Raw genomic sequence first — 12378 nt, forward strand, 5'->3', positions numbered from 1 at the left:
TCACCAAGGATGCCCAAGATGATCAGTATCCGGTATTAGACCCCGTTTCCAGGGCTTGTCCCAGAGTGCAGGGCAGATTGCCCACGTGTTACTCACCCGTTCGCCACTAATCCCCTCCCGAAGGAGGTTCATCGTTCGACTTGCATGTGTTAAGCACGCCGCCAGCGTTCGTCCTGAGCCAGGATCAAACTCTCCGTGAATGTTTACCCGTGATCGGGTGCACACATCACGAGAGCGGAACATCGGGAGGAATAGTCCCGACGTTCACAGCGTCCTCGCTGTGTTTTCTTCAAAGGAACCTCGACCATCCGGCAGGACCGGACGGACGGGGTATCAACATATCTGGCGTTGACTTTTGGCACGCTGTTGAGTTCTCAAGGAACGGACGCTTCCTTCGTACTCACCCTCTCGGGCTTTCCTCCGGGCGCTTCCCTTCGGTGTCTCCGACTCTATCAGATCTTTCCGATCCGATTTCCTCGGTGCTTTCCAGGTCGACGCTTTCGCGCTTTCCTTTCCGGCGGTTCCGACTTTATCAGAACTTTCGAGGCGGATTGACCGGCCTTCGATTTCCGACTTGTCGGGGGTGCTTCCGCGGAATCCGTGTCCCGGCGGGAAGCCAGTAGATGTTCACTGTCGCCTTCCGGGTCAGAACCCATCTCCAGGCAACTGTTCTAATCTACCTCCCCACCGGCACCGTGTCAACGGCTCCCGTGGGGCGAAGAGGAGACTAGCAGCTCACCGGAGCCGGTCGCACATCAGGCGGCCATGGGCACGTCGGCGCTGCGTTCGGACGCCTCGAGGTCGCCGGTGGCGCCGGCGCGGGCGGCCCGTCCGCCCAGGATGTAGACGTACGCCAGGAAGGCCAGCTCGGCGACGACGCCGATGGTGATGCGGGCCCAGGTGGGCAGGCCGGACGGGGTGACGAAGCCTTCGATGGCGCCGGAGACGAAGAGCACCAGGGCGAGGCCGATCGCCATGGCGAGGGCGGCCCGGCCCTCCTCGGCGAGCGCGGTCCGCCGGGTGCGCGGGCCGGGGTCGATGACGGTCCAGCCGAGTCGGAGTCCCGTGCCCGCGGCGACGAAGACCGCGGTGAGTTCCAGCAGACCGTGCGGGATGACCAGGCCGAGGAAGGTGTCGAGGCGTCCGGCGGAGGACATCAGGCCGAAGCCGACGCCCAGGTTGAGCATGTTCTGGAACAGGATCCACAGCACCGGCAGGCCGAGGAAGACGCCGAGGATCAGGCACAGGGCCGCGGCCCACGCGTTGTTCGTCCACACCTGGGCGGCAAAGGAGGTCGCCGGGTTGCTGGAGTAGTACGTCTCGTACTGACCGCCGGGGCGGGTCATCTCGCGGAGTTCCGCGGGCGCCGCTATGGAGGCCTGGACCTCGGGGCTGGTGCCTATCCACCAGCCGAACGCGGCGGCCACGGCGGTGGAGATCAGCGCCGTCGGCACCCACCAGTGACGCGCGCGGTAGACGGCGGCGGGGAAGCCGTGGGTCAGGAAGTGCGTGACATCGCGCCAGGACGCCCGGCGGGTGCCCGTCACCGCGCTGCGCGCGCGGGCGACCAGCTGGCTGAGCCGGCCGGTGAGCTGGGGGTCGGGGGCGGCCGACTGGATCACCGAGAGGTGGGTGGCGGCGCGCTGGTAGAGGGCGACGAGTTCGTCGGCCTCCGCGCCGCTGAGCCGGCGGCGTCGCCTGAGCAGGGCGTCGAGGCGGTCCCACTCCGCGCGGTGGGCGGAGACGAAGACGTCGAGGTCCATCGGTGTGCCTGCTCCTCGGCTGTTCGTCGGCGGTCACGCGGACCGCTGGAAGGGCGAGTGTGCTGTCCGGCTGCTCGTACTGCGGTGCGATGTGCCCTCAGCTTGGCAGACTGGCGGTGTCCGGGGCAGACCAGGGAAGGGCGGCGGGCGTGAGTGAGCTGGTGACGGGTGAGGCGGTGGCGTTGGAGCTGCGCCCCGCGAAGCTGCCCAGCAGGGGTCTGGCGGTGCTGCTGGATCTGGTGGCGGCCGTGACCGTGTACATCCTGGTGACCCTCGGGCTGGTGGCGGCGACGGCTTCGCTGGACGAGGCGGCGCAGACGGCGGTGTCGATCGCGACGTTCGTCCTGGTGCTGGCGGGCGGGCCCATCCTGGTCGAGACGCTGACGCACGGGCGGTCGCTCGGGAAACTGGCATGCGGGCTGCGGGTGGTGCGGGACGACGGGGGGCCGATCCGGTTCCGGCACGCGCTGGTGCGGGGGCTGCTCGGAGTGATCGAGATCCTGATGACGTTCGGGGTGGTGGCTTGCGTCGCCTCGCTGGTGTCGGCGCGCGGCCGGCGGCTGGGGGACGTGTTCGCGGGGACGCTGGTGGTGCGGGAGCGGGTGCCGGCCGGACAGGGCGGTCTCGTGCCGCCGCCCCCGCCGTGGCTGGCGGGACGTTTCTCCGGGCTCGATCTGTCCGCGGTGCCCGATGGGCTGTGGCTCGCCGTCCGTCAGTACCTGACGCGGATGCGGCAGCTCGATCCGCAGGTCGGCTGGTCGATGGCGGAGCGGCTGGCCTCGGACGTGGCGGGGCGCACCGGGGCGCCGGTGCCTCCGGGGGTGCCGCCCGCGATGTATCTGGCGGCGGTGCTGCAGGAGCGGCAGGCGCGGGAGGCGCGGCGGACGTTCGGCAGTGGGGGCGTTCCGGCTGCTCCCGCTCCCACCGGTGCGGGCGTGCCGGTGCCGCCGCCCGTCGGGGCGCCCGCCGCCGTGCCTCCGGCGGTTCCGCCGGTCGCGCCGCCCGCGAGCACCGAGGCTCCCCGGCCGACCGGAGCGGGCGGCGGTGCGGGCGGGTCGGCCGAGCGGCCCGCCACGGGGTTCGTGCCGCCCGCGTGACCGCCGTCGTCGGCGCTGCCTCAGCCGAGGTCCGACGGCGGTGAGTCCAGGTCCTCCAGCTCGACCCCGGGCGCCGACAGAACGACGTCGCCGGCCAGGTGCACGGTGTGCTGTTCGCCCGTGTCCAGGGCCGTGACCTGGTACGCGTCCACGATCAGGGGGCCGTTGTCAGTGGCGTGTGTTTCTCTGTCGGCCAGTGCCCAGGACTGGTCCACGGTGCGGGGGGCGAGGACCGGGTCGGTGAAGGCGACGAGGCGTACGCGGGTGGCCGCGGCGGAGGGGGTGAGGCGCAGGAGGCGGGCGGTGGCGACGAGGAAGGCGGGGGACGAGCCGGTGAAGGCGTGGGCGCGCACATTTCCTTCGGTGGCGTGGGTCCCGGTGGGGTCGGTGCGCACCCAGGTGACGCCGTCGAGGGCGGCGCCGCGGACCTGCCAGCTCGCGGCGTGCAGTTCGAGGCGGAGCGGGCGGCCGAGGGCGTCGAGGGTGAGGTCGACCGAGCCCAGGTGATCGCCGGCGGGGGCGGTCAGCTGGGAGACGTAGCGCCAGCCGGAGGGTCCGGGGGCGCAGTGGAAGTGTTCTTCGGCGAGGGGGGTGTGATCGTGCGGATCGTGGAGCGCATAGCGGCCGCGGGGCATGGGGGTCCTGGGTCGTGAGGGGCTGGGCCGGTCGCCGGTCCGCCAACGGGGCAGGCCCCCGACACGGGGGTGCGGGGGCCTGCCTCGGTGCTCGGTGAGGAGCGGTCGGCTCAGTAGCGGTAGTGGTCGGGCTTGAACGGGCCCTCGACCTTCACGCCGATGTACTCGGCCTGGTCCGGGCGGAGCGTGGTGAGCTTGACGCCGAGGGCGTCGAGGTGGAGGCGGGCGACCTTCTCGTCGAGGTGCTTGGGCAGCACGTAGACGCCGGTGGGGTACTCGTCGGGCTTGGTGAACAGCTCGATCTGGGCCAGGGTCTGGTCCGCGAAGGAGTTGGACATCACGAACGAGGGGTGGCCGGTGGCGTTGCCCAGGTTCAGCAGGCGGCCCTCGGACAGCACGATGATCTTCTTGCCGTCGGGGAAGGTCCAGGTGTGGACCTGCGGCTTGATCTCGTCCTTGACGATGCCGGGGATCCTGGCGAGGCCGGCCATGTCGATCTCGTTGTCGAAGTGGCCGATGTTGCCGACGATGGCCTGGTGCTTCATCCGGGCCATGTCCGAGGCCATGATGATGTCCTTGTTGCCGGTCGTGGTGATGAAGATGTCGGCCGTCTCCACCACCTCGTCCAGCGTGGTCACCTGGTAGCCGTCCATCGCCGCCTGCAGGGCGCAGATCGGGTCGATCTCGGTGACGATCACCCGGGCGCCCTGGCCGCGCAGCGACTCCGCGCAGCCCTTGCCCACGTCGCCGTAACCGCACACGACCGCGGTCTTGCCGCCGATCAGGACGTCCGTGGCACGGTTGATGCCGTCGACCAGGGAGTGGCGGCAGCCGTACTTGTTGTCGAACTTCGACTTCGTCACGGCGTCGTTCACGTTGATCGCCGGGAAGAGCAGCGTGCCGTCGCGCTGCATCTCGTACAGGCGGTGGACACCCGTCGTGGTCTCCTCCGTCACCCCGCGGATCTCGGAGGACAGCCGGGTCCACTTCTGCGGGTTCTCGGCGAGGGTGCGGTTGAGCAGTTCCAGGATGACCCGGTGCTCGTCGGACTCGGCGGTGTCCGGGGAGGGCGCCTTGCCGTCCTTCTCGTACTCCACGCCCTTGTGGACCAGGAGCGTGGCGTCACCGCCGTCGTCGAGGATCATGTTCGGGCCGCCGGTGGGGCTGTCCGGCCAGGTCAGCGCCTGCTCGGTGCACCACCAGTACTCGTCGAGCGTCTCGCCCTTCCAGGCGAAGACGGGCACGCCCTGCGGGTTGTCGGGCGTGCCGTTCGGACCGACGGCGATGGCGGCCGCGGCGTGGTCCTGGGTGGAGAAGATGTTGCAGGACGCCCAGCGGACCCGCGCGCCGAGCGCGACCAGGGTCTCGATGAGGACGGCGGTCTGCACGGTCATGTGCAGGGAGCCGGTGATCCGGGCGCCGGCCAGGGGCTGGGCGTCGGCGTACTCCCTGCGGATCGCCATCAGGCCGGGCATCTCGTGCTCGGCGAGGGTGATCTCCTTGCGGCCGAACTCGGCCAGGGAGAGGTCGGCGACCTTGAAGTCCTGTCGGTTGTCGACAGTCGTCATTGCGAGCTGCTCCTCGGAGTTGGGTCGAGGTGGGTACGGCTGGTCTGCGCGGCGGCGGACACAGGGGTGCCCGAGGAGGGCACAGGCATGCCCGCGTACGCGCAGCGCAGTCCGTCGGAGGCCCTCTCTCCCTCGGCCGGTCCGCGGGGGGACCGCCCGACCGCCATCAGCAGCGACGTCTGGCTCCGTCCCAAGCTACACCGACCGGCCGGGCGGTCCCCAGTCCGGCCGCGAACACATCAGGCCGTTCTGGTGCCGCGGTGCGGTCCCGGAACGGCCTGACGGCGGGATCGGGGGTCAGTGCCCGGCGTCCGGCTGGGCGGGGCCACCGGGCGTGGCCTCGAGGTCGGGCCCCTTGGCGGCCGCGGCCTCGCTGAAGATGTCGGGCTCGAGGTAGATCACCCGGGCGATCGGGACGGCCTCGCGGATGCGGACCTCGGCGGCGTCGATGGCGGCGGCGATCTGCGCAGCGGTGTCGTCGTGCCGGACGGCGATCTTCGCGGCGACCAGCAGCTCCTCGGGGCCGAGGTGGAGGGTGCGCATGTGGATGATGCGGGTGACGGTGTCGCCGTCGACGACGGCGGCCTCGATCCTGCGGGTCTCCTCGGCGCCCGCGGCCTCGCCCAGCAGCAGCGACTTGGTCTCGACGGCGAGCACCAGGGCGATCAGGATGAGCAGGACGCCGATGCAGAGGGTGCCGATGCCGTCCCAGACGCTGTCGCCGGTGGCGAGCGCCAGGCCGACGCCGCCGAGGGCCAGGACCAGACCGACGAGCGCGCCGAGGTCCTCCAGCAGGACGACCGGCAGTTCGGGCGCCTTGGAGTGGCGGACGAACTCCTTCCAGGAGCGCTTCCCGCGCAGGGCGTTGGACTCCTGGACGGCCGTGCGGAAGGAGAAGCTCTCGACGATGATCGCGAAGACCAGGACGCCGACCGGCCAGTACCAGTGCTCCAGCTCGTGCGGGTGCTTGATCTTCTCGTAGCCCTCGTAGAGGGCGAACATGCCGCCGACCGAGAAGAGCACGATGGAGACGAGGAAGGCGTAGATGTACCGCTCGCGGCCGTAGCCGAAGGGGTGTTCCGGAGTCGCGCGGCGCTGGGCCCTCTTGCCGCCGACCAGCAGCAGCGCCTGGTTGCCGGAGTCGGCGAGCGAGTGCACGGACTCGGCGAGCATGGACGAGGAGCCGCTGAAGACGAACGCCACGAACTTCGCTACCGCGATCGCGAGGTTGGCGGCGAGTGCCGCGACGATCGCCTTGGTGCCCCCTGAAGCGCTCATGTGTTTCGCGTTGTCCCTTCGTACGCCGTGTGGGTCCTGGGCGGGCGTGTGCGCACGCCGCCGGACGTGGCCCGTGCTATGACGGGGGGCCATTGTTGCAGCCCCGGCCGGCGACGGCGCGTCAGATGCTCGTCACGGCCCGTTCAGAGCACGACGGTGGCCCGGAAGACGGTTCCGGTACCCGAGACCTGGGCCTTCTCACCCGCGGGGACGAAGACGGAGTGTCCGGGCGTCAGGTCGTGCTCGCCGGCCCGGACGGCGCCGGCGGTGCAGAGCAGGATCTGCGGGGCGCCCCGGGTGAGGTCACGGGCGGGGGCGCCCTCGGCGAGCACGTAGCGGGAGAGCCGGAACTCGTCGGTGGGGGTCTCGTAGACCTCCTCGCCGTCCGGGCCGGCCTCGGGGCGCAGTACGCCGGGGTCGGCGGCCTCGAAGCGGACGATGCGCAGCAGTTCGGGGACGTCGACGTGTTTGGGGGTGAGGCCGCAGCGCAGGACGTTGTCGGAGTTGGCCATGATCTCGACGCCGAGGCCGTCGAGGTAGGCGTGCGGGACGCCGGCGCCGAGGTACAGCGCCTCGCCGGGCTGGAGCCGGACGTGGTTGAGGAGCATCGCGGCGATGACGCCGGGGTCGCCCGGGTAGTGGTGGGCGATGCCGGCGTAGGGCGCGTAGGGGCCCCCGAGGCGGTCGCACGCGGCGGCCGTCTCCGCGACGGTGCGGGCCATCTCCTCGGGGTCGGCGGTGAGGACGGCGGTGAGCACCTCGCGCAGCGCCGCCTCCTCGGGGTGGGCGTGCAGCAGGTCGGCGTACGGCTTGAGGGAGTCCACGCCGAGGCCGGCGAGGAGTCCGGCGGCGCGCCGCGGGTGGCGGAAGCCGCACAGGCCGTCGAACTCGGTGAGGGCGCAGATCAGTTCGGGCTTGTGGTTGGCGTCCTTGTAGGTGCGGTGCGGGGCGGTGACGGGGACGCCGCGGCGCTCCTCGTCCTCGTAACCCGCCTGTGCCTGGGCCAGGTCGGGGTGGACCTGGAGGGACAGCGGGGAGCCCGCGGCGAGGAGTTTGAGCAGGAACGGCAGGCGGGGGCCGAACCTGGCGACCGCGGCGGCGCCGAGCTCGCGCTCCGGGTCGGCGTCGATGACCTCGGCGAGGGTGCCCCGGCCGGTGCGCGAGGGCGCGCCGGGGTGTGCTCCCATCCACATCTCCGCCTGGGGTTCGCCGGTCGGCTCGGTGCCGAGCAGCCGCGGGAGGGCGGTGGTGGAGCCCCAGGCGTAGGGGCGGACGGTGTTGTCGAGGCGGTCCATGGGGCTCTTCGCGTTCCTTCTGCCGGTGCTCGTGCGGGCGCGCCGGGCCGGGCGCCCGCGCGGGGGTCAGGGGGCCTCGGGCATCATCGGGGTGCCGAGGCGAGCGCCAGGTAAACGGCGGCGAAATCGGTGACGGCGATCAGTTCCGCGAGGGTCTCCAGTTCGCCGCCCTCCTCCGGTTCCAGCTCGCTGACGGGCGTGTCGTGGGTGAGGGCCAGCTCGCGGGCGGCGGGGGCGGCGGTGAGGCCGCCGAGGGGCCGGTCGCGGAGCAGCACCACGCGTGCGTGCAGGGCGGGCGGCTCCTCCACGCGGTCGCGGAAGAAGTCGTCCGGGTCGGCGCCTGCGGCGAGCGGGCCGGCGAGCAGGGCGCTGTGCGCGGCGAGGGCCTCGGGCAGTTCGGCGACGACGGCGGGGGTGCCGGACAGTTCGGCGAGCGCGGCGGCGAACCGCCGGCCGGCCGGTCCGGCCGAGACGCCCTCGGTCCACACGACGGGCAGCGCGTCGGCGAGTTCGGCGGCGAGGGTCTTGGCCGCGTTGCTGTAGGTGGCGACGGCGGGTCCGCAGCGTTCGGCGACGGCGTCGAGGCGGTCGGCGACCTTCTGCAGGGCGTCCGGCGGCGCGGTGAGCAGGCCGGTGCGGTCCAGCAGGGCGAGCAGTGGGGTGAGCAGCGCCCACAGCACTCCGGGCGCGGAGGCGGCGAGGGGTTCGTCGTGGTCGTAGGGCGCGACGGCCATGGGGACGAACAGGCCGTGGCTGCCGGCGACGGACTCGGCGAGCGGGGTGCCGGCGGGGGCGACGGCGACGACGGTGAGGCCGCGGCGGTACGCCTGCTCGCAGAGCAGGGACAGGCCCGGCTCGGTGCCGTCCGGGGTGGCGATCAGCAGCAGGTCCACGGAGCCGGCCCAGCCGGGCAGTTCCCAGCGCAGGGCGCCCGCGGCGGGTGCGACGCCGGTGGGGGCGAGGCGGGTGACCGGGCTGCCGGCGCCGGCCAGGGTGCCGAGCAGGTCGGCGGTCTGGGTGGCGGCGGCGCCGGGTCCGGCGATGAGCACGGCGCGGGGGCGGCCGTCGGGCTTCAGGTCGCCCACCCCCGCCTCGGCGGCGTGCCGTACCGCGGTGCGCACGCGGGCTCCGGCCTCGGCGGCGCCGCGGAGCAGGGCGCGGTGGTCGGCCTCGGCGAGGCCCTCCGGTGAGTCGAGCAGCGATTCGTCGAGCATGGGCGACAGGCTCCGATCGGCGGGGCGTCGGCGGTACGCGGGGGCTCCGGGGGCGCGGCCTCGGTCACTGCGGGCGGCGGGCCTCGTCGACGAGGAGGACGGGGATGCCGTCGCGGACCGGGTAGGCGAGTCCGCAGTCCTGGCCGGTGCAGACCAGCTCGGTGTCCCGCTCCTCGAGGGGGGAGCGGCAGGCCGGGCAGGCCAGGATCTCCAGGAGGCCGGCTTCGAGAGGCATGAGGGTCCCTTCGCTGGTGGATGTGCTGGTCAGGGTACCGCCGGTGGGGGCCGCGCGGCGGGTCCGGGGCGGTCCGCCCGGGCACCCGCCGCCCCGGCCGTCGCGGCGTGCTCGACTACGCCCTGATCAGGGCGAGGGCCTCGTCGCGGACCCGGACCATCGTGGCCTCGTCGCGGGCCTCGGCGTTCAGCCGGAGCAGCGGTTCGGTGTTGCTGGGGCGGACGTTGAACCACCAGTCGGCGCCGGAGACGGTGAGGCCGTCCAGGTCGTCGAGGGTGACGCCGTCGCGGCCCTCGTAGGCGGCCCGGATCGCGGCGAGGCGGGCGGCCTGGTCGTCGACGGTGGAGTTGATCTCGCCGGAGCCGGCGTAGCGGTCGTACTGGGCCACCAGCGCGGACAGCGTGCCCTGCTGTTCGCCGAGCGCGGCGAGGACGTGCAGGGCGGCCAGCATGCCGGTGTCGGCGTTCCAGAAGTCGCGGAAGTAGTAGTGGGCGGAGTGCTCGCCGCCGAAGATGGCGCCGGTCCTGGCCATCTCCGCCTTGATGAAGGAGTGGCCCACGCGGGTGCGCTCGGGGGTGCCGCCGTTCTCCCGGACGACCTCGGGCACCGAGCGGGAGGTGATCAGGTTGTGGATGACGGTGCCCTTGCCGCCGTTGCGGGCGAGTTCGCGGGAGGCGACCAGGGCGGTGACGGCGGAGGGGGAGACCGGTTCGCCGCGCTCGTCGACGACGAAGCAGCGGTCGGCGTCGCCGTCGAAGGCGAGGCCGAGGTCGGCGCCCTCCTCGCGGACCCGCTTCTGCAGGTCGACGAGGTTGGCCGGGTCGAGCGGGTTGGCCTCGTGGTTGGGGAAGGTGCCGTCGAGCTCGAAGTACATCGGGACGAGGGTGAGCGGCAGTCCGGCGAGGACGGTCGGGACGGTGTGGCCGCCCATGCCGTTGCCCGCGTCGACGACGGCCTTCAGCGGGCGGATGCCGGTGAGGTCGACGAGCGAGCGCAGGTGGGCCGCGTAGTCGTCGAGGGTGTCGCGGCGGGTGACGGTGCCGGGGGCGGCCGCCGGTTCCGGGGCGCCGGTGGCGCTCCACCCCTCGACGAGGGCGCGGATGTCGGCGAGGCCGCTGTCCTGGCCGACGGGGGCGGCGCCCGCCCGGCACAGCTTGATGCCGTTGTACCGCGCCGGGTTGTGCGAGGCGGTGAACATCGCGCCCGGCAGGTCCAGCGCGCCCGAGGCGTAGTAGAGCTGGTCGGTGGAGCACAGGCCGATCTCGATGACGTCGGCCCCCTGGCCGGCCGCGCCGCGGGCGAAGGCGGCGGACAGGCCGGGTGACGAGGGGCGCATGTCGTGGCCGGTGACGACGGCGGTCGCGGCGGTCACCCGGACGAAGGCGGCGCCGAAGAGCTCGGCGAGCGACTCGTCCCACTGGTCGGGGACGACCCCGCGCACGTCGTACGCCTTCACGATCTGCGAGAGATCAGCAGCCACGGCCAGCCCTTCCGGAGTCCTGTCGGTCACCACAAACTACCCGCAGGGGGTGACGCGCCGGTGGGGTGGCCGGGCGGAGCGCGGCCGCCCGGCCCGGTCAGGGCGGCATCCGGCCGGGCACCGCCGTGCTCCGCCCCGTCGCGAGGAGGCGCGAGCAGCGGGCCGGGGGGGTCCAGGGCAGCACCCTGCGCGGCCGTGGTGAGGTTCTGCGGCGGGATCATCGTGCCGAGCACGCCGCCGGAGCCGTTGGCGGCGGCGAGCAGGCCGGGCGAGAGGCCGGACTGCCGGGCGGCGGGGGCCTGGAGGGCGCCGAAGAGGGCGCCGGCGGAGGTGGTGGGGGTGTCGGAGCCGGACACGGCGACGCCGGACCGGTCCGGCACCGGGGACAGGAAGGCGAGGTTCGCGAGGTCGCCTTCCTCCGGACGCCGCCGCGCAGCACCGGCACGATCAGCAGCGGCAGGGTCGCCACCAGGGCGGAGAGGCCGAGCGCTCCGGCGACGGGTTCCCGTCCCTGGGCGTACACGAGCGCCTCCCGGATTCCGCCGTGCGAAAGCGACGTCCCGCGGGTCACCGAAGTGGTCGCGTCCACGCCAAGCGGGCGTCGAGGGGCGCGCGGTGCGGGGATGTGACGGGCCGGCCGGAGCGGACGGCCTCAGTTGTCCGGGGAGCGCAGCACCCGCAGGTGCCCGCGACGGGCGACCTCCATCGGGTCGGCGCCACGCGCTCCGCCGCCGGCTCCGGCCGCCCGCTCCTGGGGGCGGGCCGCCTCACGCACGGCGTTGGCGAGCGCTTCCAGGTCGTCCCCGCTGGGCTGCGCCGGGGCGGACCCGTCGAGCAGGCGGACGACCTCCCAGCCGCGCGGCGCGGTGAGGCGCTCGGAGTGCTCGGCGCACAGGTCGTAGCAGTGGGGTTCGGCGTAGGTGGCGAGCGGGCCGAGGACCGCGGTCGAGTCGGCGTAGACGTACGTGAGCGTCGCGACGGCGGGACGGCCGCAGGCGGTGCGCGAACAGCGACGTACAGGGCTCACGACGTTGGACGGTACCGCACTCTTGAGCGGGCCGCGACGACTCTCCACCAGGTCACTCCCCCGTGTCGGGGTGTGAAACGCCCCACATACCCCAGGAAGCACACCTCTGTGACCAGGCGGGACGCCCGACCGGCGGCTTTCGGCCGGTTCTGATTCCGGTCACCGGTCGGCATAAACACCGTCAAATGCCTTGAGCACTTCGATCCAGGAGAGATACGGAATCGAGTCCAACCTTGGCTGGAATGGTCAGGTTGTGACATGACGTGCGGGTCGGCCGGAAGCCGCGTGGGTGTACGGCGGCGCGACGGCACGACGACTACCCTTCGCAGTGATGGACAGCCCCGTGACCCCTCGCTCCGCAGGCCCCGGGCCCCGCCACCGTGACCGCCACGGCCGGGGCATGCGCGGCCCGATCGCACCACCCCAGGTGCCGCTGGCCGCCAGCCGCGCGGAGACGTTCGCGGACCTGGTGCAGGACTCGGTGGAGCGGCTGGAGCGGCGCTGGCCGCAGCTCGCCGACATCGATTTCCTGGTGCAGGACGTCCCCCGGCTGGACGGCGCGGCGGGATCCGGCTGGGACGAGACGGTCCCGCTGGGCGGGACCGTGGCGGCGCGCGACGGACGCCCCGCGCGCGTGGTGATCTACCGGCGGCCGGTCGAGATCCGCTCCAAGGGCCGCGACGAGCGCGCGGCCCTGGTCCACGAGGTCGTGGTCGAGCAGGTCGCCGACCTGCTGGGGCTGACGCCGGAGACGGTCGACCCCCGGTACGGCGAGGACTGAGGCGC

Annotated in this window: 11 protein-coding genes, 1 rRNA gene and 1 pseudogene (1 of these 13 cut by a window edge); 2 read left to right on the forward strand and 11 right to left on the reverse strand. The window is 72.8% G+C overall.

Going from position 1 to position 12378, the window contains the following annotated elements; genetic code table 11:
• Both ACWH4W_RS02775 and ACWH4W_RS02780 read right to left on the reverse strand, forming a co-directional pair.
• Positions 1-200: ribosomal RNA gene (locus ACWH4W_RS02775) — 16S ribosomal RNA — on the reverse strand (it extends 1330 nt beyond the left edge of the window).
• A gap of 555 nt (positions 201-755) precedes the next feature.
• A complete protein-coding gene (locus tag ACWH4W_RS02780) occupies positions 756-1763 on the reverse strand; it encodes a stage II sporulation protein M (protein WP_473074258.1) in 1008 nt (335 codons plus the stop codon).
• A gap of 149 nt (positions 1764-1912) precedes the next feature.
• Between ACWH4W_RS02780 and ACWH4W_RS02785 the strand changes: the two genes are divergently transcribed.
• The gene (locus ACWH4W_RS02785) at positions 1913-2860 is read left to right on the forward strand and encodes an RDD family protein (RefSeq protein ID WP_473074259.1); all 948 of its coding nucleotides are present in this window, start codon (positions 1913-1915) and stop codon (positions 2858-2860) included.
• Positions 2861-2880: 20 nt separating this feature from the next.
• Here the strand turns inward: ACWH4W_RS02785 and ACWH4W_RS02790 are convergent, their stop codons facing one another.
• The 9 genes and pseudogenes from ACWH4W_RS02790 to ACWH4W_RS02830 form a co-directional block, all read right to left on the reverse strand.
• Complete coding sequence (locus ACWH4W_RS02790; RefSeq protein WP_473074260.1) at positions 2881-3495, reverse strand: hypothetical protein; 615 nt, start codon at positions 3493-3495, stop codon at positions 2881-2883.
• Positions 3496-3605: 110 nt separating this feature from the next.
• Positions 3606-5063: an adenosylhomocysteinase gene (gene ahcY, locus ACWH4W_RS02795; protein ID WP_473074261.1), complete on the reverse strand. Its 1458-nt coding sequence runs from the start codon at positions 5061-5063 to the stop codon at positions 3606-3608.
• Between the two features lie 297 nt (positions 5064-5360).
• Complete coding sequence (locus tag ACWH4W_RS02800; RefSeq protein ID WP_473074262.1) at positions 5361-6341, reverse strand: cation diffusion facilitator family transporter; 981 nt, start codon at positions 6339-6341, stop codon at positions 5361-5363.
• Between the two features lie 143 nt (positions 6342-6484).
• A complete protein-coding gene (gene manA, locus ACWH4W_RS02805; protein WP_473074263.1) occupies positions 6485-7636 on the reverse strand; it encodes a mannose-6-phosphate isomerase, class I in 1152 nt (383 codons plus the stop codon).
• Between the two features lie 83 nt (positions 7637-7719).
• On the reverse strand, positions 7720-8850 hold the full coding sequence (locus ACWH4W_RS02810; protein ID WP_473074264.1) for an SIS domain-containing protein: 1131 nt from the start codon (positions 8848-8850) through the stop codon (positions 7720-7722).
• A gap of 64 nt (positions 8851-8914) precedes the next feature.
• Positions 8915-9085: a Trm112 family protein gene (locus tag ACWH4W_RS02815; RefSeq protein ID WP_473074265.1), complete on the reverse strand. Its 171-nt coding sequence runs from the start codon at positions 9083-9085 to the stop codon at positions 8915-8917.
• A 115-nt stretch (positions 9086-9200) separates the two neighbouring features.
• A complete protein-coding gene (locus ACWH4W_RS02820) occupies positions 9201-10565 on the reverse strand; it encodes a phosphomannomutase/phosphoglucomutase (RefSeq protein WP_473074266.1) in 1365 nt (454 codons plus the stop codon).
• A 173-nt stretch (positions 10566-10738) separates the two neighbouring features.
• Positions 10739-10969, reverse strand: a pseudogene (locus ACWH4W_RS02825) (L-lactate permease); the annotation flags it as partial.
• A gap of 248 nt (positions 10970-11217) precedes the next feature.
• Complete coding sequence (locus tag ACWH4W_RS02830) at positions 11218-11640, reverse strand: DUF3499 domain-containing protein (RefSeq protein WP_006134663.1); 423 nt, start codon at positions 11638-11640, stop codon at positions 11218-11220.
• A 352-nt stretch (positions 11641-11992) separates the two neighbouring features.
• Between ACWH4W_RS02830 and ACWH4W_RS02835 the strand changes: the two genes are divergently transcribed.
• A complete protein-coding gene (locus ACWH4W_RS02835) occupies positions 11993-12373 on the forward strand; it encodes a metallopeptidase family protein (protein ID WP_473074267.1) in 381 nt (126 codons plus the stop codon).
• Positions 12374-12378 lie beyond the last annotated feature (5 nt).

The sequence above is a fragment of the Streptomyces sp. DSM 120436 genome (assembly GCF_055778765.1).

Bases quoted from the DNA above. Each gene is read 5' to 3' on its own strand.
- ACWH4W_RS02780 (WP_473074258.1), bottom strand. From the start codon at position 1,763: ATGGACCTCGACGTCTTCGTCTCCGCCCACCGCGCGGAGTGGGACCGC.
- ACWH4W_RS02790 (WP_473074260.1), bottom strand. From the start codon at position 3,495: ATGCCCCGCGGCCGCTATGCGCTCCACGATCCGCACGATCACACCCCC.
- ahcY (WP_473074261.1), bottom strand. From the start codon at position 5,063: ATGACGACTGTCGACAACCGACAGGACTTCAAGGTCGCCGACCTCTCC.
- ACWH4W_RS02800 (WP_473074262.1), bottom strand. From the start codon at position 6,341: ATGAGCGCTTCAGGGGGCACCAAGGCGATCGTCGCGGCACTCGCCGCC.
- manA (WP_473074263.1), bottom strand. From the start codon at position 7,636: ATGGACCGCCTCGACAACACCGTCCGCCCCTACGCCTGGGGCTCCACC.
- ACWH4W_RS02810 (WP_473074264.1), bottom strand. From the start codon at position 8,850: ATGCTCGACGAATCGCTGCTCGACTCACCGGAGGGCCTCGCCGAGGCC.
- ACWH4W_RS02815 (WP_473074265.1), bottom strand. From the start codon at position 9,085: ATGCCTCTCGAAGCCGGCCTCCTGGAGATCCTGGCCTGCCCGGCCTGC.
- ACWH4W_RS02835 (WP_473074267.1), top strand. From the start codon at position 11,993: ATGCGCGGCCCGATCGCACCACCCCAGGTGCCGCTGGCCGCCAGCCGC.